The following is a 25,922-nucleotide window of genomic DNA, read 5'->3' as shown; positions in this document are numbered from 1 at the left end:
GAACAGTCACAGCATGCTATCGTGTATGCCGAAACTGGTGCCGTTACCGAGGATGCCGCAACCGGCGCTCAGATGCTCGAATTACAACGCGGTCGGCGCTACGCCGGCGATGGCCGCTCTCCCGCTTACGAAGTAACAGAGTTTGGTCGTTATCAGATCCAGTTAAGGGAGCAGCAGGTTGAACAGCGCCGTCGAAAGCTCAGTAGTTTAAGTACGCCATTATTATTACAAGAGCAAAGCGCTGAAGCGGCAGCAGAATGGCACTGGCGTATCGCCATTCCGCTATCTATTCCTATTCTTACCCTGATTGCCGTGCCACTTAGCCGGGTAAACCCGCGTCAGGGAAAATTCGGTCGTCTGCTACCGGCCTTACTGTTATATCTTGGCTATTATGCTCTGCTTATTATTGGCCGCTCAGCTTTGGAAGACGGCAAAATTCCGCCTGAAGCTGGGATGTGGTGGCTGCACGGTAGTGCCCTGTTACTGGGACTGTTTTTAATTATGCGCAACCGCTCCTCAGCGCAGCGGTTACGTGCCTGGGCTGCGAGGCGCGCCTGATATGCTGAAAATTCTTGATTTGTACATTGGCCGCACTATTCTTGCCACGTCGGCCCTGACCTTAAGCGTGTTAATCGTATTATCAGCGCTGTTCAGGTTTATCGACCAGATGCGTTCCATTGGTCGCGGCTATTACGATATGGTGCATGCTGCGCTTTTTACCTTGTACAGCATGCCAGGCGATTTGGTGTTGTTTTTTCCGATGGCGGCGTTAATCGGTGGCTTGATTGGTATGGGCATGCTGGCCAGCAGCAGTGAACTGGTGGTAATGCAGGCAGCGGGGTTGTCTCGCTTAAATATCATCAGCTCAGTAATGAAGTCAGCCATTGTTATGGTGTTGGTTGTGATGGCGGTAGCAGAGTGGGGCGCCCCGGTTAGCGACAGAGCGGCGCGTGAACTTAGAATTAAAGCGATTTCAGATGGTAACCTTTTTGCAGCACGACAAGGTGTCTGGGCTAAAGACGGCGATAGCTTTGTTAATATTAAAGAAGTTGATGATATTGGCAATTTAACCGGTTTAACCATTTACAAATTTGGCACTGATCTACAATTGCAAACCGTTACCACTGCTGATGGCGCAGTTTATCGTAATGATCGCTGGCAGCTGCAAAATGTTACCGAGTTGTCTTTCACCGCTGAACAGGTATTACAAAACAACCTGGCGCAGCAGCAATGGCGTTCCAGTTTAAGCCCTGACAAATTGGGGGTAGTTACCATTAAGCCTGAAATGCTGTCACTGACCGGGTTAGCGCAGTACGTTGATTATCTTGAGCAAAATGATCAGGAAGCCAGCCGCTATGAGCTGGCATTCTGGCGTAAAATGCTGCAACCCTTGTCGGTTGCTGCGATGTTGTTACTGGCACTGAGTTTTATTTTCGGACCGCTGCGCAGTGTTACTATGGCTGCGCGGGTACTGCTTGGAATTTTAACCGGCTTTGGTTTTTTTATGAGTAACGAGTTGTTCGGCCCGTTGGCGCTGGTTTACCAGTTACCGCCGCTGGCCGGTGCCATGTTACCCAGCCTGCTATTTATGGGCCTGGCGCTCTATTTCATGCGAAAAAAGGTGTAGTGCGCTTTAGTATTCGATGGGGTACATCAGCGGGCGTGCTGATGTACGTTCAGGCTTTTGCTGTGCTCTTTGCTAATTACCACCATCTGGCTGGCGGTAAGCTGGTCTTGCAATGCCAGGCCTTTTCCCCAGCGTAGCCACAACCAGAAGTTACCTACTCCAAAGAAGGCCAGTAAAACCCGGGCCAGTGCCTGAAATGGTGTTAACGCCAGACCATTTTGTTTTACTACCACCAGTCGCCAGGCGCGCATGCCAAGGGTCTGGCCGGCTTTACACCAGAAATACACATAAAAACCCAGAATGACCGTCACCAAATAAGCAAAATACAGCCAGCGACGCCACCCGGTATTTAAATAATCAGCAATATCACTGTAACCACTCAGGTTCACCAGATCGCCCCAGGCCAACACCTGAACCAATAACATAGCAACACCAGCGGCCAGCATCACCAACGCTGCCAGTACCAGAATATCGTATATCATTGCCGCTAAACGCCGGGCAAAACCGGCTCGGGGAGCATTGGCTAGCACATTGGCAAGCATAATAAAGTCCTGTCAGTAAACTGTCGCAAGTTTAACATGGTGGTATTTTTTTGCGATGCAAGGTTCGGCTTTTTTCAGCACTGCTGCAATTTTGTGCATTTAAAAGCTAATTAAAACAAAGAGGCATAAAAGCACTTGCCAAGCTTTAGCAGCACCGTATAATGCAGGCGTTTACTTCAAAAACTCCCTCAGTGCCTGGGTGGCGAAATCGGTAGACGCAGCGGATTCAAAATCCGCCGGGGGAAACTCCGTGTCGGTTCGAGTCCGACCCTAGGCACCATACTTCCTGAAAGTTAAATTCATTAGAATACCTGTGCGATAATCATTTTTAGTGTTGTTTCCGCTTATTGTCGATCTACATATTGTTTGTCCGACTACGTAAAGTAAGTTAATCACTGCTATCTTTGCTGCAGCATTTCCGCTGATGCCAGGCCACAAGCCACGGCTATGTAACTTATGATCACTTTAATTCTGACAGACCAGGAGCGAGTCAATGAAACATAACGCGGTAGTGCACTTTGAAATTTATGTAAACGATATGGCGCGTGCCAAAGCTTTTTATCAGGCGCTATTTGAAATTGAGCTGGTGCAGATGCCATCACCCACGCCGGAGATGGAAATGGACATGTGGTTTTTTCCGATGGACAAAGAAAATGGCATGAATTATTACGGAGCTGGCGGCAGCCTGGTTAAGATGGCAGGTTATACGCCTGGTAGTGGTGGTACCCTGGTGTATTTTGGTTGCGATGATTGCGGTGTAACGGCAGATCGCGCTGTAGCACATGGTGGCAGTGTTCATCAGCATAAAATGTCTATCGGGGATCACGGTTTTTGTGCTGTTGTCGGCGATACAGAGGGAAATTTAATTGGCTTACATTCTATGCAGTAATCGACATGGTGCAAACGATTAGGTTTTGCCATGAAAAGTGAGTTAGCGCGGCACAATGCTGATTGGCAAAACGGCAGTATGGTTGATGGCCGGCGCCGCCATATTATTAAGGTGCTGACTGGTGCCGGGCTGGTGTTGGGCTCAGGGTTTGCCGGTAAACTGGCCTTTGCCTGTTCCGGTATTCAACCGGGCATTCAGCTTTATACCGTCAGAAGTTTAATGCAGCAAGATGTACAAAACACGTTGCAGCTGTTGGCCGGGCTGGGCTATACACAGCTGGAATTTGCCGGCTTGTTTGGCAAGCCGGCAGGGCAAATTGCAACATGGCTTGGCGAACTTGGCTTATCAGCGCCTGCTGGGCACGTGATGTTACAGCCGTTGTTACACGAAACCAACCGGGTGTTAGATGATGCATTGGCGCTGGGACATCGCTATCTGGTTATGCCGTACCTGACTGACGCTGAGCGCAGTAATGGCTTAGCTGGCTATCAGCAACTGGCAGCAAAGCTCAACCGGGTCGGCGAGCAATGTCAGGCTGCTGGAATAACCCTGGCATACCATAACCACGATTTTGAGTTTTCAGTCATCGATAACGTTCGGCCATACGACATTTTACTGAGCCAAACTGATGCCTCCCTGGTAAAAATGGAAATTGATTTTTACTGGGCAGCAAAAATGCAGGTTGATGTGACGGCCTTGTTTCATCGCTATCCGGGCCGTTTTCCGCTCTGGCATTTAAAAGACATGACAGCGGATGGCGACTTTGCCAACCTTGGCAAAGGCGTGATTGATTTTGCGCGAGCACACGCCGCAGCCCCGGTTGCCGGTTTACAGTACGCTTTTGTAGAACGCGATGTAACAGATGATTTAACCGCGACCCTTAAGCAAGGCGTTCGCGGTTTTAACCAGATATTCTGCTAAATTCCACGCTTTGTTATTTATCTATCCAGTAATCCGAAAAAGGGGTCCGAAAAAGGGGGCAGAGACAATTAAAAGCGCGCCAGAAAAATCATATGCATTTCAGTTGCTTGCATTGGCATGGCGATGAGTAGCTCTGGTCCCTTATGCTATGCGGGTGTTGGTAAATCGTTTCATTGTATCCACATTCTGGTGTTTTAACGTTGACTACTTTGCTCAGTCAGGTGATGCCTCAAGATAAATACGCGTTGCAAGCTTTAATTCTATAGATTGATGATTGCTACTTTTTCCCTTGAATAAGGCAAGTAAGCCACCCTTTTCATCAAGCATGACCGAACTGAACGTTACGCCCAGGTCTACGGCAGCGTTGATTTTGTTATCGGCACCTAACTGCTTAACTCTTTTAATTGACTCAATAAATACTTTCTCAGCTGAACCTGCTGGTATCTCCGCTTTTCCTGACATTTTTCCTCCGTCACTTGCTGGTTATTTTCGGCTTGTTTTTCTTTTAACCGGTTTTACTGCTTGTGTTTCTGGAGCAGCTGCTGCTCCAGCAGGACTAAGCGCAGTGTTCTTGAGTATGTTTATAAGCGCATTTAGCAGTGCATTGATCGCAGTGCTTTTCAAACCTGGGGGCTTTTTCTCAAGCTCGGATTCAATTTTTTCTAAAGTTGCATTAAGTTTTTCAGGAGATAGCTTATGAAGATCTGTGTATAAAGTTTCCTCAGCTGAAGTAGGCGTAGCCGGACTGGTGTGGTCTTTTTCTGAAGAGCCTGGGGTCGCGTTCTGCGTGTCTTGGGGGCCTGAGTCGGCCAAGACATCTTGCACATCTATATCAGTCGCTATAGAGCCGTCAAGGTGAAGTTCAATAGCGCCATCTTTATGAAGGGTTAAATTGTGACCATCTTCTAGATCGCATTTTAGTGTAAAAGAGAAATTAACATCGCCAGTAATGAGAGCATATGCATCACCCTTTTTTTTATCGGCAGAGTCTCTACTGACACGAGATAATGATTTTTGCAATGCAACAAGCACTTCGTGCACTTTGTTCTTCTGCTCTGAATGCAAATTATCCATGAAGCAAATCCATTTGTTATTTTATTGAGAGGCTGACGGCGCTTGAGCTGTAATACTTTCCAACTTGCCAACTGCTGTTGCTACTTGATCTGGCTGTGCAAGGTCTATCCCCAAGCTATTCAAGAAACCTTCAAGTTGTATTTCGTTATCATTTGAAAGTGAATAAAGCGCTCGCGCTGTAAGTAAACTTTCAGTTGAAGTGGATGTCTCTGATGAGAATTGACCTGCTGTTTGCACTAAACCGACAGCGATGCCTAAGGAACCACCTACCGTTTTCTTAGAAATTGAGGCAATGCGCATGGTAATGCCCACATCGATTTGCGCCGCGACTTTCCATGTCGGCGCCATGCTAATGTACTGACTGATCAATGCAACCTTTTGAGCAGGATCTGTGACAGTTCCTATTACAGCCTCTATGGTTTTTAAGTAATCTCGCCAAATATACATTTGTTCGCGATTGGCGTGTGTTGCTGCTTTTACCGGGGCACTTAGCAAAGTGCTTACGACATCTTCAATCTGACTTTGGCTCATTATCTTTCCTTACACTATGTTTATGCCAAAACTTCAGCAACTATTGAACGTAGAGGATTGACAGGGAACTGAAAGGTTTTCTTACATACTATCTGAGCGTTAGCGACAAGCCTGCTCTGCTACTACGGAAAGTGAACCATTTCCTATCCTTGCTGATTAAATATTGTACAATTTCAGAGGTTAGCAACTTTTAATTTAAAAAATTACTTTAAACGTGTTGCCAAAGTGTTTTATGCGGCGGTATTGGATGTCGGGCTTGACTATACGCCATCCGCGGTTCGCTTACTCTTTTCAGAATCTTCAACTAAACTGGTTAAAATATGAGCAGGGAGGTTGAGATGAAACGCAGGGAATTTTTAAGTAAATCTACTTTGGTCGTGGGCAGCAGTATGCTGTCCTTCCCTACTTTGCTGCAGGCGGGGTCTGAGCAAAGCACCAATGCTGTGGTCAGTAGGGCAGACTGGCAAGGATTACGTAAGCTGTTTGCCCTAAGCCATGATTATATTCATCTGGCCACATTTCTGCTGGCATCCCATCCTAAACCGGTAGCGGATGCGATTGAGCGGCATCGTCGGGCTTTCGACGTTAACCCGGCTGATTACTGGCATGAACACTTTATGACGATTGATCAGGAAATCTCTGCTGCCGCGGCCAGCTACATGGGAGGCGATGCGTCTCAAATCGCGCTGACCGATAGTACCACCATGGGCTTAGCACTGGTATACAGTGGCCTGACGTTACGCCCAGGTGATGAAATACTGCAAACGGTACATGATCATTACTCAACGGATTTATCCCTGCAGCTGCGGGCGGCACGCACCGGTGCAAAGATCCGGCAAGTTGCTCTGTATGATGACCCCTCAGCGGCGACTGTTGATGAGATTGTCAGCCGCTTAAAAACGGCGATTGCTGCTAGTACCAAGGTGGTGGCACTGACCTGGGTTCACTCTTCAACCGGTGTCAAACTCCCCATCCGGGCTATTGGTGACATGCTCAACGCAGTAAATAACCAGCGGGCAGAGTCCGATCAAATCCTATTTTGTGTTGATGGCGTTCATGGCTTTGGCATTGAAAATGTCGATGTAACGACCCTGGGTTGCGATTTTTTTATTGCCGGCACCCATAAATGGATTTTTGGCCCCCGCGGCACGGGAGTTGTCTGGGGGAGTGATAAGGGCTGGGCACAATGTACGGCGGTTATTCCCAGCTTTAGTCGTTCCTACGATGTCTGGCTGGGCGGCAGTACCTATGATCAGGTACCCATTGGTGAGCATATGACACCGGGCGGCTTTCACTCGTTTGAACATCGCTGGGCGCTGCCAGAAGCGTTTAAATTACATTTACAATTGGGTAAAGCCAATGTGCAGCAGCGCATTCATCAGTTGAACAGCCTGACGAAGCAGGGGCTTAGTCAGCTTAAGGGCGTGAAATTGCACACACCGCTAAGCGCCGAGTTATCTTCTGGTCTGGTGTGTTTTGATTACAACGATATGGTTGCGGATGATGTGGTCAAAGCCATGCACAGTAAAGGCATCATCATGAGTAGCACACCGTACCGCAAATCTTATGCCCGCTTTGCACCAAGCCTGATTAACAACGAGCAGGAAATAACACAAACATTGGCAGCACTGACCACAGTGCGTTAATTGCTCTCGGTGCTGTAAATACTTAAGGTGTTTATGAAATGTGGAGCTGTTTGATAAACCAAGATGGAACCGTTAAGTTAAATCTATAACTGTTGCAGTTTGGTCAGGGCCAATTATTTAAAATGTCTTGATACAAACCAGACTGTTGCAACTTTTCCAGCTCTTGATCAAATTGTTGTTGTAACGGTTGGTCCTTGAAAATGGCACCATAAGGTTGGGTAATAAATATCGGGTGAATGGTTATCCTTTCGGCAGGGTGATTTTTTTGCATAATATAATTTAATAGCCGCCGCTCGCCGATAACCACGTCGGTTCTGGCATTGACCAGCAGTTTAAGCTGAAGCTCACGTTCTGCAACTTCTAAATAGTTTTCCTCTTTTACCGTATCGGCAAACTCCTGACCTAGTACAGAGGTAGCAAACTGATAGGCAATAATATTTTTGCCTTTTAAATCAGCCAGAGTATTAATGTTGTATTTATTATACTCAAGCGAAACGACAACATCTGCAAAGGGCAAATACGGTGTGGTTAAATAACCGTTGTCTGGGGGAAATGCAGCAGGACTGGCAACATCAAATTTGCCTTCATTAAACTCTTTAATCAGGCGATTATAAGCCAGCAAATGAAATTCACTATGATAGCCCATTTTGGTTAAAATTTGCCGGATAATTTCAACATCTATACCGGTAATGCCTTTTCCTTCCTGATAAAACGCCCAGGGCGGACCGATATTAACGGCCACCTTAAGCGTTTTAGGCTCTGCGTCCAGCTGCCTGGAAAAAATCAACACTAATAGTAAGATAACACGCATTTTTAAAACCACTATATAGCTGAAAACTCAAAATCGTTTACTTAAAACGCTGGTTCTTTGTGCTAAGTGTACAGTTTGTTTTCTAAAATTGCTCCCCGTATTGCTGACAGGGTCGTCGCGTTTCAGGGTTCTGCCCGGCATACTCGGTTACGCCCTGCTGCTTTTGCGCGGTATAAAGCTTCATCTGCGAGCTGGATCAAGCTGGTAGGTGTATCAGAACGTCGACATTCTGCCACCCCGATACTAACTGTACATAACGGTAGCGCGCTTTGGGCCGAGGTGTGCTGCTCCAGCGCAAACCGCACCCGCTCAGCGAGTTCACTGGCACTGACTAAATCGGTATCCGGTAAAATAATCAGGAACTCCTCACCGCCAATTCTGCCGATAAAATCGGTTTTTCTCAGCTGTTCTTTGCAGCAGTCAGCTGCCGCCCTTAACGTGTGATCGCCGGTCTGATGGCCAAAGTTATCGTTAATGGCTTTAAAATCGTCCAAGTCCAGCATCATAATAGTCAAAGGGGTTTGCTGGCGGGTAGTTCGTGATATTTCTATATCCAGAATGCGCATGGTTTCCCGACGATTTATTAAATCAGTCAGTTCATCCGTGGTCGCCATTTTCTCCAGCTGCTTTGTGCGTTTTTGTACTTCAGCTTCCAGCCGCGCATTAGAACTGGCCAACTGCTGTTCAGCCTGAGTCAGCTCAGAAATTTTAGCCTGCATATTTTTTTTACTGGGTAAGCTGATGGCTTGCGGCAACAAATACCATAGCAAGAGAGCGGTAGAGATGGAAATAAGACCCGTTACAGATTTGATTATGCCGTGAATATAGTAGTAACCATGCCAGATATTAATGATACCCAGTAAATGGGTAGCGCCGCAGAAAAAAATAAAACCGGCAAACATTAGAAACATCCAGTCAAAACGTAAATCGTCTCTCGCTCTTACCAGTCGCACCAGGGCAACTGGGATCAGCATATAAGCGGTAAAGGTCAGAATGTCACCGCCAACATGCAGAATGAGTAAATCGGTGCGCCACAGCAAACAATGACCATGCGGCATAAAATCACCGTTAAATAATGCATTAATAAAGTCCATTAGCTACCCTGAATTATTTACAGAATATTGATTCTAGCTAATAATTACGAAAGTAGTACTAAGACAGGAACAAAAGTGGCTTGTGATAGCCGCTACAGACAAGATAAAACTAATGAATTTCTTTAGCCAGCTTTAACATTTGAGCACTAAGATGAAAACCCTGTTGCCGGGCTAATGTCAGATTAACCCGAAACGATATCCGGTTAGGTTCGGCAATTAAGCCAAACATGGCGCCCTGGCGAAATAACTCAGCACCTTCTACCACCGTTAGGCGGCCGGATGTTTGCAGTAACTGTGACCAGTCTGGTTTAGATGCAAGTTCTGCATTTAAGTATAAAACAGTGCACTCGGCTGCCTGATTCGCTGCAGTTAACAGGGAAACCTCGGTCTGCTGCGGCAGAATTTGGGTTAGGGCATTGAATACCCCGACATCGCCGGCAATGCAATAGTTTTGCTGCGCTGGCGGATTTTTTGACCATTCACTGTACTGAACAAATCGGAATAGTAGCGCGGCTTTTAACGATGCCTGCGCCGGCTGTGCCCGTACGGGAGACATAAAGAGAACCAAGGTCGCCCCGATCAATACCGCCAATAACCTGCGCATTACAGGAAACTCCAGTTAATGGATAATTCAGCACTGCGTTCAGCTTGTTGCAGCGGAACTCCTGTTGGTAGCGGGGCGTCGAAGTAGGCTTTATCGAAGACATTTTTCAATCCCAGCACAACATGTAATGTGGGGTTGAGTTGCCAGGACAGCAACAGATCGTGCCGGGCATAGCCGGGCATTTGGCCGCTGGGGCTGGTGCGGGCTGATGTTGCAAACATATGCCAGTTCAGATACAAATCGTCACGCCAGAGCGGCTGGCTATACTGAGTTTTAAACAGATGTTCCGGCGAGTTAGTTAAACCCATCTGATCATTTTTATAACGGGCTCGCTGGGCACTGGCAGACAGTTGCAGTGTAGCGCCGCTTTGCCAGGTTTTGGTGGCGGTTGTTTCAAGACCGTAGGATTCGACGGCGCGGTCGTTAAAAAACTGCACTATGGCGCTTGTACCATAATTACCGGTGATCAGATTGCGCACCTGAGAATGGTAAACCGTGGCGCCAACAGCCCAGCTATTTGCAAGCTGAGCCTGCCAGTTCGCTTCCAGCGTGTTAATTAACTCCGATTCAGGCACAGGCAGTTCGTTATATATATTACTTTCCCGCTCATATTCGTTGGGCGCGCGAAATGCCGTACCATAACTGAATCTGATGCTCTGCTGGTTAGTCAGCTGCCATATCCAACCAAGCTTAGGGCTGAATTCACGAACATTCTGTTCGGTATAGTCGTAGCGGAAACCGCTGATCAATTTATGATTTTCAGCAAATTGCCAGCCATGCTGCAGATAAAGCCCAATTCGGTTGTTGTTACTGCTGACACCAAGTACCGGAATAACATTATCAATACTAAACTGATAACTCTGATGCTGATCGTGCTGGCCATCAATCCCAAATAGCAAATGATGAGACGGTTCCGGGGTATAGCTTAAGCGTAAATCGAGGTTAGTCCATCTGCCGGTAACATCAAAGTGGTAGCGACGAATCTCGCCGGTTGGAAAAATAAAGGGTGTAAAAGTGGTAATGTCAAAGCCATTGGTTGATAAATGGGTGTACATCTCAACCTGATCGCTCAGACTATGGCCATGCTGCAGCGAAATAAAATAATTACGGTTTTTTATTTTAAAAATGTCGCTTCTGCTAGGATCCGCTACCAGCGCCACGGGCTCCTCCCGGGTGCGCGACACGCCCGCCATTTGCACTTGCAGCCGGCGGTAGCGATAGCTGGCAGCCAGTTTATGGTTAAGATCGTTGTTCAGGGTTTGTTGTGATAATACAGGCTCGGGTGCGTTGATATCAGCAAAAGCAATGTTGTCCTGCTGGCTGCGGCTTAGCGACACCCAGCCTTCATGACCACTGGCATGGCGAAGACCATAGGACATAGACAAATCGAGTTGATCGCGTTGGCTGGCAGCCAGCGCTAACTGCGCTCCCTGCAACTTATTACCCCGCTTCGTTATCACATTTACCACGCCCAGAAACGCGTTATTGCCATATAATGCGGAGCCGCTTCCAGGACTGTACTCCACCCGATCAATCAGTTGCGGATCAATATAAAAATTATTACCGATCATGCCGGCATCATAAATATTGTCATTGACTCTGGTACCATCAACCAACAGCAGAACACGCGCATTGTAATCACCCGGCCGACCAATGCCGCGGGCACTAAGATAGCCGTAGCTGGTGTCGGAGCTGACGTACAACCCTGGAAAGAAACTGAGGATCTCGATCAAGTTTCTCAGGTTAAAGCGGCGGATTTCTTCATCAGTGACAATATGGGTAACTTGTGCCGATTTACCCGCACTCTGAGCGTGGCGTGCTGAGGTCGACACTTCAATCCGGGTTGGATCTGTTGCGGTAGGCTGCTTAAGCAGTTCTTCCAGGCTTGGCACCTGTTGAGCTTGCAGTGGCATGCTGCTAAAAGACAACATTAAAACGTTAATCAGCACTATATATCTGGTAACCATTTTTCCCCGCCCTTTTTGCCTGATACATGGCCTCATCGGCCAACTGCAGTAATGTGGCTGCACTGTTACTGTGCTGCGGACACAGTGCAACACCAATACTTAATGTCACCGGCATTTGCGTATTTTTAACCCAGATGGGTTGATTAATTTTTTCGAGTAATCGTCTACAAACGTGTTCGGTCAGTTCCGCAGTTACCTGTTTTGGCAATAGAAGCGCAAATTCGTCCCCGCCGAGCCGACACAACGTGTCGCCGGCCCGAATGGCTGCCTGGATCCTGCTGCTGACTTCTATCAGCACTTCATCACCGGCATCATGGCCGTAATTATCATTGACGAATTTGAAGTTGTCGACATCAATAAACATCAACGCCGACATCATATTACTTTTACTACTGTCCAATACCATTTCATTTAAAAGTTCAGTGAAGCTATGGCGGTTTGGAAGCTGGGTTAGGCTGTCTTTCATGGCAAGATGCTCCAGCTCATCACCCCGTGCCGCCTGTTGCTGCAATTCGCTGCTCAGCTCTTCCTGCCAAATCTCTGCTCGTTTAAGCAATTCATTAAAGCGTTGGGTCAAACTGCCTATTTCATCATTATCAATAACCGTGGCCCGCAACGAAAAATTTCTTTCATCTGCCACTTTTTCGGCCAGCGCCGATAAGGCGACTAACGGCGAGAGCGCTTTGCGCTGAATTTTAATCAGCAGCCTGGCCGCAAACCAATAGATGGCGGCCATTAATCCGGACATAATGAGTAAGCCCCGTAAAAACCAGTTCATCAATTGATGCAGGTTTTCCCGGATATACAGCACACCTTCAGTCTTATCTCTGACCTGTATCGGCACAATAAGCTCGATTTCCAGGCCATAATAACGGCGTTGCGGCTCTTGGTACGTGGGCATTGACTGCCATGGCAAGGTGGCGGTATCGGCTAAATCAGCAAACAGCTCGCCCTGGGCATTATATAGCGCAATACCACTTATATCACGATTGTTGACAAGTACGGTCAGCTCCTGCTCGGCAGCATCCGGGTCATTAAACACCAGCATGGCAGACACATTGCTCGCCAGCTGAATAGCGGCTAATTCTGCTGCACTACCCTGGCGTTCCCGGGCCGTCAGCCATAGCATTAGCGCAATCAGTACAAAACTGATCAGCATGCTGCCCAGCAAAACGGTCAGGTTTTGCCGGGTGAGTTTGCGAACCAATGAATGGCGGGGTTTCGTCAAGCTCAACTGAGTCTCTTTGCTGGTCATGATGGAAGTTATACTACATTAAGTTCGGAAAAACAGCATTGCTGCAGAAGATTATAGATGACCTTGGGCAGTTACTAAAGAACGGCAAAGCTGACTCGGTTACCTGAAAAAAATGACAAAAACTGTGCATAAAACACTTGTCCGGCGCAAATTTACTTTGCCAGGACTGAGTGCTTTACTTGTAACGGCTTATCAATAAGCACCAGTTTAAAACGTGAGAGGACAGCATGAGTATTACCAGCAAACATCCTGAAGCAGAGTGTGACATTGAGCAAGGCTGTGCCGCTATTGAGCTGATTATAGACCCCAGGCCGCATGACCTGGGTGGCTTTACCGTGCGGCGCAGTTTGCCGGTCAAACAAAAACGCAGCATTGGCCCCTGGATTTTTTTTGATGAAATGGGGCCGGCCGAATTTGCAGCCGGTGACGGCGTGAATGTGCGACCCCATCCGCATATTAATCTTGCTACAGTGACTTATTTGTTTGCTGGGGAAATCCTGCACCGGGACTCATTGGGAAGCTATCAGCCAATTACACCCGGTGATATCAACCTAATGGTCGCAGGAAAGGGTATTGTCCATTCTGAACGCGAGCGGCCTGAGGTTACCAACCAGGTACACCGGTTACATGGTTTACAGCTATGGATGGCGTTGCCCGAAGCGGATGAGGAAACGGAGCCGGCGTTTTATCACTATCCTGCCTCTACCATCCCGGCTGTCACTATTAATGGTGTAGCGGTGCGGGTCCTGATTGGTAGTGCTTATGGTCTGCACTCTCCGGTGAAAACGTTTTATCAAACCTTGTATCTGGAAGCTGAATTGCAACCTGGTCAAAGCTTGCTGTTACCAGAGTGCGCAGAGCGCGGCCTTTACCTGGTGTCGGGCCAGTTGCAGCTGCAAGACAGCCAACTGGACGCTCAGCAGCTGGCTGTGCTTGGACCGGCTGCAGATGTGGTCATCACAGCGACCAAACCGAGCCAAATTGTGCTTATTGGTGGTGAAACAATTGGTAAACGCGTCATGGAGTGGAATTTTGTGTCCAGTCGGCGGGCGCGGGTTGAACAAGCCAAGTTGGACTGGCAGCAGGGCGGTTTCCCCAAAGTACTGGGCGATGAAGATGAGTTTATACCGCTGCCAGTCTAGCCAATCTAAATCGTAAAGCGAAAGCATATTAACAATCCCGCCCGGCGGGGCTTTGCTGATGAGTTATTCCGGTGAGGTTAATTCGCTGTGCCCGACACTCCGGGCACTATAATTGCTACATTTTTGCTTAGAGGAAGCTTTCGCTGTAAAACTTCTACATTTCCAGCGGTAAAACTTACCAGTGGCGTTAAATGAACAGCGGGTTTAAATGTCTTCTAACCGGTTAGCGCCCTGCATCATTTGCTGGGCTTGTTGCTTTTGCAAATCACGTACCTTCGCCAGTAACTCCTGAATTTCTTCCTTCGGGCTGCGATCATACAGGTTCTCAAAAAGCAGAATAATGATTTGATGCTGCTGCTCCACCTCACTCATAATGGCGTTGCAATCCATTGTGGTGTAGGCATCATTACAGGCGGGCTCTGCCATCAAGGGATGCTTATCAATATGCTCGGTACACCAGGTATTTAATGCTTTGTCTTCGCCCACGTCTTTAAAAGCACGGACCCGGGTCGCCAAATCCATTTCCTTGTCAGCAAGATAATTCAACAGCATCTGTGAACGGTCATTTTGTTGTTTATCAGCAGATTGGTTAAAGCAGTTAGATAAGTGTTGATGATAGCCAGCCGTCCAGTCGAGTAATCCACGAATTGAATCCACTTTCATAATTTCTCCTCGTTTAAAGCTGGCAGTGCTGCCGCCAGAACGTTAAATAACATTGTTAGCTAGCAGAACTATGCAAGGATGAGACCAGCAGGGCGCGACGCGCAACTCTTTGTTAAGTCGTCTTGAAATGAGACAATCGGGAATAAATAAAATTGCGACACAACATCGCCTCGGCATAGTCGCTGGGAATGTCAGCAGGCTCCTGTGCAGTCTGGTATATCACAAAACCCGCTTTTTGGTACATGGCAAGTGCTGCCGGATGATCAGCCGAGCAGGTATGCACCCAGACCGGCATCTTGTTATCTGTTGTGGGCACTTTATTAGCAAGCCATTGCTGCGCGAGCGCAATGGCTGCTTGTGCCAGTTTAGGCCCCAGGCCTTTACCCGTAAAAGCAGGCAATAAACCAAAAAACTTTAACTCAACGCCAGGGCTCTGCTGCAGATGAGCAGTAACAGGATGATAATTCAGCTCGACAAAACCGGCGATAGTACCAGCCTGATACAACACCCAGGTGCGGACAGAGTCTTTACTCAGATAATCTAGCCATTGCTGATAATTCCAGTTAAGCCGGCTGAACCAGCGCCAATGATTCCCTACCGCGCAAAACAAAAACTGGCTGAGCTCCGGGCTTGGGATCGTTGCTTCCATTAATACGCTATCAGCCGGCCAGTTGGGCAGCGTTAGCGTTGGCCCCTGATATTGCAGGTACCAGGTGGTTATCAGGTTATCAGACATAGAAATTAATCGTAACAGGATGAATGCTAAGCATGCTAACAAAGCCTAGCACGTCGGTAAATGTTAACCCACCTATTAAAAAGTAGTGCCAGTTTGCAGATCCAAGGTAAGGTGTGGGATCTGTTAAAGACTAAAAGGAGTGGGAAAATGCGGGCGTTACTTATGTTGAGTTTGCTGTGCGGTGTTTATAGCGCCGATTCGTCTGGCCAGCTGCCTGCACAACCGGTTTCGGTGCAGCAGCCTGAAATGTTGCAAGTGGTGGCCGCCGATGCCCAACTAGAGATACTGGCAGAGGGTTTCCGCTGGTCGGAAGGGCCGGTTGTTGAGCCTGATACGGGGGCTGTGCTGTTTTCAGATGTGCCGGCAAATAAGGTGTATCGCTGGAATGTAAAAGAGGGGCTAACCGTTTATCTGGCGCCATCAGGCTATACCGGCATGTATCCGGATGATAACCCACAGCAAGGCGCCAATGGTCTTATTTTTAATGATAAGCAGCAACTGGTGCTGGCGCAACACGGCGATAGGCGTTTAGCCATATTAACTGAGGTTCAGGACGGCCAGCCACGGTACCAAAAGTTGGTGAATCACTATCAGGGCAAGTTGCTGAATAGCCCGAATGATTTGGTGCAGCACAGTAGCGGAGCGTATTATTTTACAGACCCGCCTTATGGCTTAAAAGGTGGCGATAAATCAGCGCAAAAGCAGCTGATGGCAAACGCCGTTTATCGGTTGGCTCCTGATGGCACGTTAACTGCGCAGATAACACACCTTAACCGACCAAATGGCCTGGCTTTTTCGCCAGATGAGAAATGGCTGTATGTAGCCAACTCGGAGTCGAGTGCTGCACATTGGTGGCGTTATGCGGTTGCCTCGGATGGCAGTCTTGGGCCAGCTGAACTGTTTTTTGACGCTACAGGCTACACCAAGACAAGCCGCGGTTTGCCCGATGGCTTAAAAGTATTACCAACAGGTCACCTTTTGGCCACCGGACCAGGCGGCGTATGGGTATTTACTAAAGAAGGCAAGCACTTAGGCACTATTCAAACCGGCGTGGCTGCAGCGAATGTTGCACTGACACCTGATAACCGCTATTTGTATATTACCGCTACTAATTATTTGCTGCGAATTGCGCTCGTATCGCCTTAACGTTGATCAGCGCAAGCAGATACCCAACCCGATCACTTGGCTGTGGCTGCTGCATCATCGACAAGCCACAACTAACTCGCCAATGGCTGAGATGAACTTGGAAATATGCACTACTATTAAAGGACTAAGGCAAAAACCATAGCTAGCTAACGCATCGCTTTTGATACTGCCGTTATGCCCTGGCGATTTTTTGGACTAATTTATTGATATTCGTCAAAACCACTGGGCGTTTTAACCAGTATTATACTAACTACATAATGCAGGAGAGTAGGTATGAGCAACTTCAATCGTCGAACTTTTTTTAAAGTGTCTGCCGGCACCATCATTGGCCTGACCGCAGGTGGCATAAGTTTAAACGCGCTGGCCGCCGAGCAACTGAAGCTGGATGACCCACTGGCAGCCGCCATGCGCTATACCCATAAATCAGAAGTAGCAGGTCAGAAATGTGAAAACTGTAACCTTGTCCAAGGTGAGGCAGGTCAGGAATGGCGGCCTTGTGCTATTTTCCCAGGTAAGTTGGTAGCTAATGAAGGTTGGTGTGCAGCCTGGGTTAAAAAAATTGCTGCGTAACACTGTCAGCACATAAAAAAACGGCCAGTTGGCCGTTTTTTACTTTCTCGCAGAATAATGCTGTTCAGGGCAGCTTTAAATGCCTGCCGCCGTCCAGTGGTAAGCTCCGGCCGGTTATATAATTACTGTTCAGTAAATACAACACAGTCTGTAACACCTCGTCCGGGCCGGGTTCTACTGCCATTAAAGACTTTGCCAGCGCTTTGATTCGGTAAGCCTCATCGTCGTTCTCATTAAACATCACCAGCGCGGGTGCAATGGCGTTAACTTTAACTTTAGGTGCCAACTGCCGTGCCAGCGACAATGTAAGGTTTTCCAGCGCTGCCTTTGAGGCGGCATAAGCCTGATGTTTGCTGCTACCTACACTCGCTACAAAGTCGGTAAGATGAATAATATCAGCCGTATCTTCTGCCGCTAACAGCTTAGGCAGTAACGCACGGTTTAACAGGTAAGGTACTTTGGCATGTATCTGGTGCATGTGATCAAATACCGCCGCATCCTGCTGCAGCTGAGTTAACACACTATGTTCGTTTTGCTGGGGTAACGGGATGTCGGGCTGCCAGCTGGATGCATTATGGATAATGGCCCGGATAGCCGGATAGGCTGCCATTGCCTCGATAAAAGTGGCGATATCAGTAAGCTGATTAAAATCTGCTCTGACACAATGCACGTCAGCTTGTTGCAACGCGGCAATGCCAGGAGTTGCTGTGCGGTAACTGACTACCAGCTGATAGCCTTGTTGCTGCAGCGCTAAAGCGCAATGCAGACCAACCCGCTGGCCCGCACCGGTAATAACAATGACACCTTTATTTGTTGTTGACCCAGACATAATAATTACTGTTGAGGATTGATGTTCTCGTTACGCAACGTAGTCGTAACAGGTTCAGTGTGCTGTGCTTATCAATAATAAAGTTATTGGCTTTCGTTGAGTAATGCGGCACTGACAAAACCCAGAAAATCATGCTCTGGCAACGGCTTTGCCCAATAGAAACCCTGGCCTTCATCGCAGCCAAGTAATGCCAGTTGCGCCGCGGTTGCGCTGTTCTCAATGCCTTCAGCCACGGTTTTAAGGCCAAGGCTCTTGCTCATTTGAATAATGGCTCGCACCAGCGGCTCGTCCCGTTCCGATAAACACAGCGATAAAATAAAGGATTTATCGATTTTCAGCCTACTGGCATTGAACCGACGCAAATACCCCAGATTGGAGTAACCTGTGCCAAAGTCATCGATCGAGAAACGAATGCCTAACTGATGCAGTGCGGCCAGTTGCTGGGCAATATTATCGCCTTCACCAATCAGTAATGATTCGGTTAATTCTAACTCCAGGGCATGTGCAGGCAAGGCGGCAGCACTGAGCGCTTGTTGTACTTGTTGCTCCAGCTTGCCATCACGAAACTGGACATAAGACAAATTAACTGCGACGGTAAGATCATGATAACCTTGCTGATGCCAGCGACTACACGCCAGACAAGCTTGCTGCAGCACCCACTCGCCAATTTCCACTATTAATCCACTGCTTTCAGCCAGTGGAATAAAGTCATCAGGGCTAATCATACTGCCATCAGGTTGCGGCCAGCGCAGCAAGGCTTCGGCACCAATGACCTGTTGGTCGCTCAGTTGCAGTTTTGCTTGAAAATAAAGTTGAAACTCCTTTTGTTTTATTGCCTTACGCATTAATTGCAACATGTTAAACTTGTCGATACTGGCCTTGTTCAGCTCGTCATGATAAAACCGATAAACGTTTCGACCATCCGCTTTTGCCTGGAACATCGCCATATCAGCATGCTTACAAATTTCGCTGAATTCAATACCATCCTGTGGTGCAATAGCAATACCAACGGAGCCTGAGATCTCTATCTGATTTTGCATAATATAGAACGGGGCGGTTGTTTGCTGCAGCAGAGCTTCAGCTTTAGCCGCTAACGCTTCATTGCTGGCAAATCCGGGAACCAGTACTAAAAATTCATCGCCGCCGAACCGACATAAGATGTCATGCTCTGACAATAAATTCTCCAGTCTTCTGGCTAATTGCTGCAGTAATAAATCACCCGCGGCATGACCAAGCGAATCATTTACTGGTTTAAAGTTGTCTAAATCCAGAAATAGCACAGCCAGTTGCTGCGCGTTGGTCAGACACTGGTTGTACAATTGCTGAAAATGTCGTTGACAGGATATGCGGTTGGGCAGCGCGGTAAGGGGATCATGCAGGACCAAATGCTCGATATGTGCCTGGCTTTGCTTTACCCGGTGATTCTCAGCGTGCAGGCTACTCATTAAGCGTTGTTGATCACGATATAGCAGGTACACGCTGACACCGGTGACCAGTAAAATTGCCGCCACAAACACAAAGTGCGCAGCGCTGATAGTCGGGATAACCGGGGCAACTATGCCGCTGACAGCAAAATAGGTAAGCGAGGCACAAAATGCGAGCATAAAAGCGATTAGCGAGAAAAACAGTCTGCTATTGCCCAGCATAGCAGCAAACACCAGTACGCCAGGATAACCCAGCAACGCCAGATCCCGGATCCCGCCAGAAATAAAAGCCAGCGCAGACAACATCAGGCACATGGCCCAAAGCAAAACGATAGTTGCGGTAACAATCTGCCGTTGATAGGCAAAGATGCCCGCTAATGCCAGGGTAAAACAACCTGCTACCAGTACCCATTTTGTCGTGCCGTTGGCCACCGCTACTGCCAACACCAAGCCGAATAAGGTCAGGCCTATTATTTGTAATAAACGTTTGGTGCGCAGCTTATGAAGCTGGTTGGGGTAATTAACAACGGAGCTCTGGCTGTATTCTGGGCTATTCGGCATTCAAGTCGATACTGCAAATTAATCGGGTTACTTTACTGTAGCCGCTTTTTTCCGCTTGTGCTAACGCCCTTTGCGTTTTATCACCGATAATATTATTGCTTTGTATGGCCGATTCAAGAGTCCGGCGGCTAACGGATCAGCCGCTTTTCGTCTTGTCAGCATTGACTGACGTGCCCGCTAGCTTGCTGGAAATTAATACGGCCAAAATCAGCATACTGCTCGATACCCATAAGCAGGTTATCAGCCCCGCACTCTGATATAACCAACCTGAAAGCACGGTTCCCAGCAACCGGCCCAGTGCATTGGCCATATAATAAAAACCGACATCCATCGACACGCCATCGCTTTTGGCATAGCTGACAATTAAATAACTGTGCACCGAGGAATTCACCGCAAACACGGCACCGAACACCATTAAGCCGCCCAGAAGGACAAGTTCAGCCTGCCAGTTAATGGTTAATGCTATGGCAATAAGCGCCGGAATAATACACAACAGCAGTGCCCAGAGGGTTATTGTTTTTGCGTCAGGTAGCGTGCTTTTTCCCAGCAGCAGCGGCGCAACACTTTGTACCGCGCCATAACCAATGACCCACATGGCTAAAAAGCTGCCAACACTCCAGTGATCCCAGCCCAGTTGACTAGCCAGAAACAGTGGCAACGCGATGACAAACCAGACATCACGGGCACCAAATAACAACAGACGGGCGGCGGATAGAATATTTATCGCCCGGCTTTTTGACAGCATTTCCCGAAATTTTGGCCTGGTGCTGCTTTTGCCTAAATCCTGCTTTAGTTTAATTAAACTTAAGGTCCAGACCAGCAGCAACAAGATCACCATATATAGAATAGCCAGCTGAAAACCAACCAGGGTTAGTAATAAGCCACCGATAAAAAAGCCCAGGCCTTTTAACGCATTTTTAGAACCGGTTAACAGCGCTACCCATTTAAACAAGGTACCTTGAGCCTCGCTCGATACCAGCATTTTAATGCTGCTTTTGGCACTCATTTTGTTTAAATCTTTGGCAATGCCAGACAGCGCCTGGGCTGCCATTACCCAGGGAACAATAAGATACGCTGGGGGCAGCAGTAACATCGACAACGCGATAATTTGTAAAAACAAACCAATATTCATGGTTTTATTTAAGCCAATACGCGCACCCAGCCAACCGCCGACAAGGTTGGTGATGACCCCGAATACTTCATAAAACAAAAATAACATGGCAATGCTCAGCCCGCTGTAGCCCAGGCTGTAAAAATGCAGTACCACCAACATGCGCAGCGCACCGTCGGTTAAGGTAAATGCCCAGTAGTTAGCCGTTACCAGCAAATACTGGCGTACGGCGGGCGACAGCGACGCTGCCATCATGCTCAGGCCTTATCCTGCAAGCCGACCATTTTCGCCAGCTCTGCTGTGCGGTTGGCATAGCCCCACTCATTATCGTACCAGGCATAAATTTTAACCTGAGTACCATTAACAACCATGGTGCTCAGGGCATCAATAATGCTGGAGCGCGGGTCAGTTCTATAATCGATGGATACCAGAGGCCGGGTTTCATAGCCCAGAATGTCTTTCAGCTCGCCTTCAGCAGCAGTTTTAAGCATTTGATTTACTTCTATTGCGGTTGTTGGCCGCTCTACTTCAAAAACGCAGTCGGTTAGCGACGCATTGGTTAGTGGTACCCGAATAGCATGGCCATTTAACCGACCCTTCAACTCGGGGAATATTTCAACAATGGCGGTAGCCGAGCCGGTAGTCGTTGGAATTAAGCTGCTGCCACAGGCGCGGGCGCGGCGTAAATCTTTATGCGGCGTGTCCATAATACTTTGGGTATTGGTAAGGTTATGAATGGTCGTGATAGCACCATGCTTAATGCCAAGTTTTTCATGGATAACTTTGACCACCGGTGCCAGACAGTTAGTAGTGCAACTGGCTGCCGTGACAATCGGGTGTTTCGTTTTATCATACAGCTGATGATTAACGCCCATCACCACATTCAGCACTCCGGCTTCTTTCACCGGTGCGCTGACCACCACCCGTTTAACCCCCTGGCGCAGATAATCCTGTAAAGCGGCCACGGTCTTCATTTTTCCCGAGGCTTCAATGACCAGATCACACCCCGACCAGTCGGTATCGCTGATCGCTTTATTGTGAGTGACGGTAATGGTTTTACCATTGATCAGAATATTGCTGCCCTCGGCGCTGGCATTGTGGCGCCAGATCCCATGTACCGAGTCAAAATTCAGCAGGTGGGCATGGGTTGCAGCATCTGCTGCCGGATCATTTATCCGGATAAACTCCAGTTCAGGCCAGTCAAAAGCTGCGCGCAACGCCAGGCGGCCAATTCTGCCAAAACCATTTATACCCACTTTTATGCTCATGTCAGTTTCCTTTTCATCATTAGCAGCAGGCTTGTTCAGCCGGCCGCTCAGATACCAGAGTAAGTTGTTGCCGGCAAGGTGCCAGATAAGGCTGGTTGGCCAGTACAGTTTGTTGTAATACCTGATTCGCCCATGCGGGTAGTGCAGGGTGCAAAGAATAAAATACCCACTGGCCACTGCGTCGATCCTGGACAATATTGGCTTTACGCAGTTGGGCTAAGTGGCGGGATATTTTGGGCTGGCTCTGCTCAAGAGCTGTCATCAACTCACAAACACACAGCTCCTGTTGCTCGGTAATTAACAACAGGCTTTTTAAGCGAGTGTCATCAGCCAGTGCTTTGTAAAACAATAAAGGACAGAACATCTTGTTTGTCATCAAGGTCCGCTGTAAATATGAAATATCATATATGCGAAATTTCATATGTCAAGCAATTGAACAATACTTTCTCTGCTTTACCCATGGCACCTGCAGCGCTAAGATGCCGTGGGTTAGTCAGCCGTTTTCAGGGACTTTTATGTCAGATCAGCAACAAGGTTTTAAGAATGAAATGCAGCAAGCACGTCATCGCTTACAAGCTGTAAGTAGCCTGGCATTACAACAATTTGAGCAGGCCATGCGGGCATATCAGACTTGGGACAGCCGGTTGGCGCAGCAAGCACTAAGTCAGTTGCAAAAGGCGCATGATTTTGAGCAGGCGTTAGACGATCACTGTCTGGACATATTAAGTCACACCTCTAAAGATACAGATCTGAGGCTGATACTGGCGTTATTGAAAGCGATTACTGATATTGAACAAATTTGTATTCAGAATAGCCAGATTGCGCAGCAGGTTCTGGTTCCGGCTGCTACCTTACCGACAATAAAGCAATTGCAGGCGATCAGTGCCCTGGCAGAGCCGGTGGCAAAGATGCTGAAACTGTCACTGGCTGCGCTGCAACAATATAATATCAGTCAGGCTGAGCAGGTCCATCGTTATGCCGCCAGCGTCAATAGCTGCTACGGAGCCATTTTGCGCAGTAATCTGACAACAGGCGACCTGGAATCCGGGCAGTTAGAGGTTGCATTAAGTATTAACTGGGTTGCCAGAGCATTGGAGCGCATCGCCGAGCACTGCATTAATTTGGCTAAACAGGCTGTTTTTCTGACAAGAGTCAGCAGCGGTCAGTCATTGCGGGTTGAATTACAACCACGACGGCTCCGTTAACGGCAATTCCTGCCTCTCACCGCGTGATTAACAAAAAACATGTCATTAATATGACAGCTGACATATTAGTTAACTTAATAATATTCAATTAAGTCAGTACCTTAAATTTATTTAAAAATAATTCTCACCTTCACTAAACTGTAATAAAAATATGCTAGACAGCCGACGCGGCACTGACTATAGTCAGGTTAAGACGTAGCAGGAGTACAGCAATGAAGATGAACAATAAACACTTGGTAACAGCGTTAGCCGCAGTAGTAATTGTTGGCCTGAGCGGTTGCTCCAGTCTGAGCAAACAGCAATATACTTATGTGATCGATAACGACAGACTAACTGAAGCAAATAGCTTAACCCGCACCGCAAAACATACCGGTCATGTGGTCTGGTTGAATCCGCCAACCAAAAGAGTTGCAGTAACAAAAGACCAGTAAGCGCGCGCGAGACTAAGCAACATAACCCACCAATATGGTGGGTTTTTTATCTGTCAACGGGCAAAGCACCTGGCACCTTACAATCTGCAGTTCTCAGCGCTATGCCATGTCATAAAAGCGTCATGTTATGCGCGTATTCTCAGCAGGTAAATACTGCCTGAGATCCGCCATATGTTGTCAAAACTTAAAATATCCCAACGAATTTTGCTACTTGGCGTACTGCCTTTACTGGTTTTGGTATTCGTGCTGGCGGCCAGTTTTTGGGCGGCGCAAACCAAAGACAGGTTGTTTCATCAACTATATGATCAGCATTTGGCGATATTGTCTGATGTGATGAGTGCTCAGAAACTTATCCAGCAGCAAGGTTTAATAGAGATCCGTAAATATCGAACTGGCTGGGCATCTGCAAAGAATACCCAAACCATGGTCCTGGGCCAGATGGAGCAGGCACAGCAACATTGGTTGCATTTTACCAATACACGACCAGCAGGCGATGACGAAATCAGTTATCAGGCACTGGACGATGCATTTGCTGGCGCAATAAAGCAGTATGAAGAATGGTTAGCGTTTGCCGGCACCGATGCACTGCTGGTTCGCATTTTAAATGAGTCAACCATTAATGGCGAAATCGAACGGCGGATAACCAGCTTCGCCGATTTAGCTGATGCGTTTATTCAGCAACAGATTGCCGCTGCAGCAGTAGTGCGTGATCAGTCGGTGAACTTCACCGATATGCTGGTTAATGTTTATCTGTTTGGTGGTTTAGTGTTGTTACTGGCCATTGCGGCGCTAATTATCGCTATTCAACGCTCTGTCTCGATCCCGTTAAATGGCTTAAGCAGCTTATTGCTGCAAGTCGCGCAGCAATCTGATCTGCGATTGCGTGCAGCGAGTACGGGCAAAGATGAAATTGCTCAGGCAGCCAGAGCATTAAACAGCATGCTGCAGTCGTTTGCTGAGCTTATTCGAAACCTTGGTAGCAGTGCAGATGCGGTTAGTGAGCAGTCTGAGCAGGTTTCTGCAGTGAGTATTGAGGTGAACACTGGTTCGGCCCGCCAAACGGAGCAGGTAAGCCAGGTGGCAACGGCAGTTGAACAAATGAGTATGGCGATTCGCCAGGTTGCTGAAAATGGCAAAAGTGCCGCAAACCGTGCCGAGCAAGCAGAACAGTTCAGCCATGACGGCAGCCTGGTTGCCGCTAACAGCATGGCAACAACTGAACAGTTAGAGCAGAAAATGCTGCAAGCCAGTAATGTGATCAGCCAGTTGCAACAGGATAGCGGTCAGATTTCCAGCGTGCTGGAGGTGATAAGGAAAATTTCAGAGCAAACCAATTTGCTGGCGCTGAATGCGGCGATTGAAGCGGCCCGGGCCGGTGAAGCGGGTCGGGGGTTTTCGGTAGTGGCGGACGAAGTGCGAACGTTATCTGCCAATACCCAGCAGGCAACGGAGTCGATCCGTAACATGATCAGCAAATTGCAGCTGCAGGCTGACTCGGCAGTGGCTGCCATGGCTCAAGCTGCTGCGCAAGCCAGCGAGAGTGTTGGCCAGTCGCGCCAGACGGATCAGATGTTCCGGCAAATAGCCGGTGCCGTAAAACAAATTGTCCAGCTAAATGCTGAAATTTCAGTTGCAACAGATGAACAACAGCAGGTTGCTACCGCCATTGCTGACAGTATTACCATGCTCAACGATGATATCCGCCAGCTTAACAATGGGGCCGGACGCTCTTCTGACGCCAGTGAACGACTTAATACCCTGGCCAGACAGTTGGCCGAAGGCTGTCAGGCCTTCAAAGTATAGTAAGCTTTTAATATCGATGCTTTGCTACATACTTTAAATTGTTTGTCATATTACTGAAATAAAAGTATCGCA

27 protein-coding genes and 1 tRNA gene are annotated in these 25,922 nt (G+C 47.9%); 12 read left to right on the top strand and 16 right to left on the bottom strand.

Translation table 11 applies throughout. The annotated features are described in order from the left end of the window. The coding region (locus ABY802_RS05285) for an LptF/LptG family permease (protein ID WP_372625969.1) at positions 1-558 on the top strand (558 nt) is incomplete at its 5' end. A gap of 1 nt (position 559) precedes the next feature. Then, entirely contained in the window at positions 560-1,627 is a 1,068-nt protein-coding gene (gene lptG / locus ABY802_RS05280) for an LPS export ABC transporter permease LptG (RefSeq protein WP_372625968.1), read from the top strand. Positions 1,628-1,653: 26 nt separating this feature from the next. Here lptG and ABY802_RS05275 read toward each other — a convergent pair whose 3' ends face one another. Then, entirely contained in the window at positions 1,654-2,169 is a 516-nt protein-coding gene (locus ABY802_RS05275) for an RDD family protein (protein ID WP_372625967.1), read from the bottom strand. A 193-nt stretch (positions 2,170-2,362) separates the two neighbouring features. On the opposite strand from ABY802_RS05275, the gene ABY802_RS05270 reads away from it, so the two are divergent. From ABY802_RS05270 to ABY802_RS05260, 3 genes are all read left to right on the top strand, one after another. Then, positions 2,363-2,449: transfer RNA gene (locus ABY802_RS05270), tRNA-Leu, on the top strand. Between the two features lie 213 nt (positions 2,450-2,662). Next, positions 2,663-3,058, top strand: a complete 396-nt coding sequence (locus ABY802_RS05265) for a VOC family protein (RefSeq protein ID WP_372625966.1) — start codon at positions 2,663-2,665, stop codon at positions 3,056-3,058. 30 nt (positions 3,059-3,088) lie between these two features. Next, a complete protein-coding gene (locus ABY802_RS05260) occupies positions 3,089-3,979 on the top strand; it encodes a sugar phosphate isomerase/epimerase family protein (protein ID WP_372625965.1) in 891 nt (296 codons plus the stop codon). Positions 3,980-4,192: 213 nt separating this feature from the next. Here the strand turns inward: ABY802_RS05260 and ABY802_RS05255 are convergent, their stop codons facing one another. From ABY802_RS05255 to ABY802_RS05245, 3 genes are read right to left on the bottom strand one after another with little or no spacing between them, the layout of a single operon-like run. Continuing rightward, positions 4,193-4,441 carry a hypothetical protein gene (locus ABY802_RS05255; protein ID WP_372625964.1) on the bottom strand — a complete coding sequence of 83 codons (249 nt, stop codon included), beginning with the start codon at positions 4,439-4,441 and terminating at the stop codon, positions 4,193-4,195. 21 nt (positions 4,442-4,462) lie between these two features. Next, the gene (locus ABY802_RS05250) at positions 4,463-5,053 is read right to left on the bottom strand and encodes a hypothetical protein (protein WP_372625963.1); all 591 of its coding nucleotides are present in this window, start codon (positions 5,051-5,053) and stop codon (positions 4,463-4,465) included. Between the two features lie 21 nt (positions 5,054-5,074). Then, complete coding sequence (locus ABY802_RS05245; RefSeq protein WP_372625962.1) at positions 5,075-5,584, bottom strand: hypothetical protein; 510 nt, start codon at positions 5,582-5,584, stop codon at positions 5,075-5,077. A 338-nt stretch (positions 5,585-5,922) separates the two neighbouring features. On the opposite strand from ABY802_RS05245, the gene ABY802_RS05240 reads away from it, so the two are divergent. Beyond that, positions 5,923-7,230 (top strand): aminotransferase class V-fold PLP-dependent enzyme, encoded by a 1,308-nt coding sequence (locus ABY802_RS05240; RefSeq protein ID WP_372625961.1) that lies wholly within the window; start codon positions 5,923-5,925, stop codon positions 7,228-7,230. Positions 7,231-7,333: 103 nt separating this feature from the next. On the opposite strand, the gene ABY802_RS05235 is transcribed toward ABY802_RS05240, so the two are convergent. From ABY802_RS05235 to ABY802_RS05215, 5 genes are all read right to left on the bottom strand, one after another. Continuing rightward, entirely contained in the window at positions 7,334-8,041 is a 708-nt protein-coding gene (locus ABY802_RS05235; protein ID WP_372625960.1) for a substrate-binding periplasmic protein, read from the bottom strand. A gap of 122 nt (positions 8,042-8,163) precedes the next feature. After that, positions 8,164-9,135, bottom strand: coding sequence for a GGDEF domain-containing protein (locus ABY802_RS05230; protein WP_372625959.1), 972 nt, complete (start codon positions 9,133-9,135; stop codon positions 8,164-8,166). Positions 9,136-9,244: 109 nt separating this feature from the next. Beyond that, positions 9,245-9,691, bottom strand: coding sequence for a YfiR family protein (locus tag ABY802_RS05225; protein ID WP_372625958.1), 447 nt, complete (start codon positions 9,689-9,691; stop codon positions 9,245-9,247). 47 nt (positions 9,692-9,738) lie between these two features. Then, entirely contained in the window at positions 9,739-11,706 is a 1,968-nt protein-coding gene (locus tag ABY802_RS05220; protein WP_372625957.1) for a TonB-dependent receptor plug domain-containing protein, read from the bottom strand. After that, entirely contained in the window at positions 11,678-12,940 is a 1,263-nt protein-coding gene (locus tag ABY802_RS05215) for a diguanylate cyclase domain-containing protein (RefSeq protein WP_372625956.1), read from the bottom strand. Before ABY802_RS05215 ends, ABY802_RS05220 begins: the two co-directional genes overlap by 29 nt. Before the next feature lie 248 nt (positions 12,941-13,188). On the opposite strand from ABY802_RS05215, the gene ABY802_RS05210 reads away from it, so the two are divergent. Further along, the gene (locus ABY802_RS05210) at positions 13,189-14,103 is read left to right on the top strand and encodes a pirin family protein (RefSeq protein ID WP_372625955.1); all 915 of its coding nucleotides are present in this window, start codon (positions 13,189-13,191) and stop codon (positions 14,101-14,103) included. Positions 14,104-14,307: 204 nt separating this feature from the next. Here ABY802_RS05210 and ABY802_RS05205 read toward each other — a convergent pair whose 3' ends face one another. Further along, positions 14,308-14,766, bottom strand: coding sequence for a hypothetical protein (locus ABY802_RS05205; protein WP_372625954.1), 459 nt, complete (start codon positions 14,764-14,766; stop codon positions 14,308-14,310). 112 nt (positions 14,767-14,878) lie between these two features. After that, positions 14,879-15,502, bottom strand: coding sequence for a GNAT family N-acetyltransferase (locus ABY802_RS05200; RefSeq protein WP_372625953.1), 624 nt, complete (start codon positions 15,500-15,502; stop codon positions 14,879-14,881). A 147-nt stretch (positions 15,503-15,649) separates the two neighbouring features. On the opposite strand from ABY802_RS05200, the gene ABY802_RS05195 reads away from it, so the two are divergent. Continuing rightward, entirely contained in the window at positions 15,650-16,648 is a 999-nt protein-coding gene (locus ABY802_RS05195; protein ID WP_372625952.1) for an SMP-30/gluconolactonase/LRE family protein, read from the top strand. Between the two features lie 273 nt (positions 16,649-16,921). Further along, positions 16,922-17,218, top strand: coding sequence for a high-potential iron-sulfur protein (locus tag ABY802_RS05190; protein ID WP_290614326.1), 297 nt, complete (start codon positions 16,922-16,924; stop codon positions 17,216-17,218). A gap of 64 nt (positions 17,219-17,282) precedes the next feature. Here ABY802_RS05190 and folM read toward each other — a convergent pair whose 3' ends face one another. The 5 genes from folM to ABY802_RS05165 all read right to left on the bottom strand — a co-directional run bounded on the left by folM (position 17,283) and on the right by ABY802_RS05165 (position 22,787). Then, complete coding sequence (gene folM / locus ABY802_RS05185; protein ID WP_372625951.1) at positions 17,283-18,047, bottom strand: dihydromonapterin reductase; 765 nt, start codon at positions 18,045-18,047, stop codon at positions 17,283-17,285. A gap of 83 nt (positions 18,048-18,130) precedes the next feature. Further along, entirely contained in the window at positions 18,131-20,032 is a 1,902-nt protein-coding gene (locus ABY802_RS05180; RefSeq protein WP_372625950.1) for a putative bifunctional diguanylate cyclase/phosphodiesterase, read from the bottom strand. Between the two features lie 136 nt (positions 20,033-20,168). Continuing rightward, the gene (gene arsJ, locus ABY802_RS05175) at positions 20,169-21,398 is read right to left on the bottom strand and encodes an organoarsenical effux MFS transporter ArsJ (RefSeq protein WP_372625949.1); all 1,230 of its coding nucleotides are present in this window, start codon (positions 21,396-21,398) and stop codon (positions 20,169-20,171) included. Positions 21,399-21,400: 2 nt separating this feature from the next. Then, positions 21,401-22,411, bottom strand: a complete 1,011-nt coding sequence (locus ABY802_RS05170) for an ArsJ-associated glyceraldehyde-3-phosphate dehydrogenase (protein WP_372625948.1) — start codon at positions 22,409-22,411, stop codon at positions 21,401-21,403. Between the two features lie 19 nt (positions 22,412-22,430). Beyond that, positions 22,431-22,787: a metalloregulator ArsR/SmtB family transcription factor gene (locus ABY802_RS05165; protein ID WP_372625947.1), complete on the bottom strand. Its 357-nt coding sequence runs from the start codon at positions 22,785-22,787 to the stop codon at positions 22,431-22,433. 139 nt (positions 22,788-22,926) lie between these two features. Here ABY802_RS05165 and ABY802_RS05160 point away from each other — a divergent pair, with 139 nt between their 5' ends. The 3 genes from ABY802_RS05160 to ABY802_RS05150 all read left to right on the top strand — a co-directional run bounded on the left by ABY802_RS05160 (position 22,927) and on the right by ABY802_RS05150 (position 25,850). Continuing rightward, a complete protein-coding gene (locus ABY802_RS05160) occupies positions 22,927-23,616 on the top strand; it encodes a phosphate uptake regulator PhoU (protein ID WP_372625946.1) in 690 nt (229 codons plus the stop codon). A gap of 212 nt (positions 23,617-23,828) precedes the next feature. Next, on the top strand, positions 23,829-24,047 hold the full coding sequence (locus ABY802_RS05155) for a hypothetical protein (protein ID WP_372625945.1): 219 nt from the start codon (positions 23,829-23,831) through the stop codon (positions 24,045-24,047). 171 nt (positions 24,048-24,218) lie between these two features. After that, complete coding sequence (locus ABY802_RS05150) at positions 24,219-25,850, top strand: methyl-accepting chemotaxis protein (protein WP_372625944.1); 1,632 nt, start codon at positions 24,219-24,221, stop codon at positions 25,848-25,850. Positions 25,851-25,922 lie beyond the last annotated feature (72 nt).

Source organism: Arsukibacterium sp., assembly GCF_041616895.1.
Taxonomy (GTDB): domain Bacteria; phylum Pseudomonadota; class Gammaproteobacteria; order Enterobacterales; family Alteromonadaceae; genus Alishewanella.
Note: the sequence above shows the minus strand (reverse complement) of the source record. Positions and strands in the feature narration are given on the sequence as shown.

Bases quoted from the DNA above. Each gene is read 5' to 3' on its own strand.
- lptG (WP_372625968.1), top strand. From the start codon at position 560: ATGCTGAAAATTCTTGATTTGTACATTGGCCGCACTATTCTTGCCACG.
- ABY802_RS05275 (WP_372625967.1), bottom strand. From the start codon at position 2,169: ATGCTTGCCAATGTGCTAGCCAATGCTCCCCGAGCCGGTTTTGCCCGG.
- ABY802_RS05265 (WP_372625966.1), top strand. From the start codon at position 2,663: ATGAAACATAACGCGGTAGTGCACTTTGAAATTTATGTAAACGATATG.
- ABY802_RS05260 (WP_372625965.1), top strand. From the start codon at position 3,089: ATGAAAAGTGAGTTAGCGCGGCACAATGCTGATTGGCAAAACGGCAGT.
- ABY802_RS05255 (WP_372625964.1), bottom strand. From the start codon at position 4,441: ATGTCAGGAAAAGCGGAGATACCAGCAGGTTCAGCTGAGAAAGTATTT.
- ABY802_RS05250 (WP_372625963.1), bottom strand. From the start codon at position 5,053: ATGGATAATTTGCATTCAGAGCAGAAGAACAAAGTGCACGAAGTGCTT.
- ABY802_RS05245 (WP_372625962.1), bottom strand. From the start codon at position 5,584: ATGAGCCAAAGTCAGATTGAAGATGTCGTAAGCACTTTGCTAAGTGCC.
- ABY802_RS05240 (WP_372625961.1), top strand. From the start codon at position 5,923: ATGAAACGCAGGGAATTTTTAAGTAAATCTACTTTGGTCGTGGGCAGC.
- ABY802_RS05235 (WP_372625960.1), bottom strand. From the start codon at position 8,041: ATGCGTGTTATCTTACTATTAGTGTTGATTTTTTCCAGGCAGCTGGAC.
- ABY802_RS05230 (WP_372625959.1), bottom strand. From the start codon at position 9,135: ATGGACTTTATTAATGCATTATTTAACGGTGATTTTATGCCGCATGGT.
- ABY802_RS05225 (WP_372625958.1), bottom strand. From the start codon at position 9,691: ATGTCTCCCGTACGGGCACAGCCGGCGCAGGCATCGTTAAAAGCCGCG.
- ABY802_RS05220 (WP_372625957.1), bottom strand. From the start codon at position 11,706: ATGGTTACCAGATATATAGTGCTGATTAACGTTTTAATGTTGTCTTTT.
- ABY802_RS05210 (WP_372625955.1), top strand. From the start codon at position 13,189: ATGAGTATTACCAGCAAACATCCTGAAGCAGAGTGTGACATTGAGCAA.
- ABY802_RS05205 (WP_372625954.1), bottom strand. From the start codon at position 14,766: ATGAAAGTGGATTCAATTCGTGGATTACTCGACTGGACGGCTGGCTAT.
- ABY802_RS05200 (WP_372625953.1), bottom strand. From the start codon at position 15,502: ATGTCTGATAACCTGATAACCACCTGGTACCTGCAATATCAGGGGCCA.
- ABY802_RS05195 (WP_372625952.1), top strand. From the start codon at position 15,650: ATGCGGGCGTTACTTATGTTGAGTTTGCTGTGCGGTGTTTATAGCGCC.
- ABY802_RS05190 (WP_290614326.1), top strand. From the start codon at position 16,922: ATGAGCAACTTCAATCGTCGAACTTTTTTTAAAGTGTCTGCCGGCACC.
- folM (WP_372625951.1), bottom strand. From the start codon at position 18,047: ATGTCTGGGTCAACAACAAATAAAGGTGTCATTGTTATTACCGGTGCG.
- ABY802_RS05180 (WP_372625950.1), bottom strand. From the start codon at position 20,032: ATGCCGAATAGCCCAGAATACAGCCAGAGCTCCGTTGTTAATTACCCC.
- arsJ (WP_372625949.1), bottom strand. From the start codon at position 21,398: ATGATGGCAGCGTCGCTGTCGCCCGCCGTACGCCAGTATTTGCTGGTA.
- ABY802_RS05170 (WP_372625948.1), bottom strand. From the start codon at position 22,411: ATGAGCATAAAAGTGGGTATAAATGGTTTTGGCAGAATTGGCCGCCTG.
- ABY802_RS05165 (WP_372625947.1), bottom strand. From the start codon at position 22,787: ATGACAAACAAGATGTTCTGTCCTTTATTGTTTTACAAAGCACTGGCT.
- ABY802_RS05160 (WP_372625946.1), top strand. From the start codon at position 22,927: ATGTCAGATCAGCAACAAGGTTTTAAGAATGAAATGCAGCAAGCACGT.
- ABY802_RS05155 (WP_372625945.1), top strand. From the start codon at position 23,829: ATGAAGATGAACAATAAACACTTGGTAACAGCGTTAGCCGCAGTAGTA.
- ABY802_RS05150 (WP_372625944.1), top strand. From the start codon at position 24,219: ATGTTGTCAAAACTTAAAATATCCCAACGAATTTTGCTACTTGGCGTA.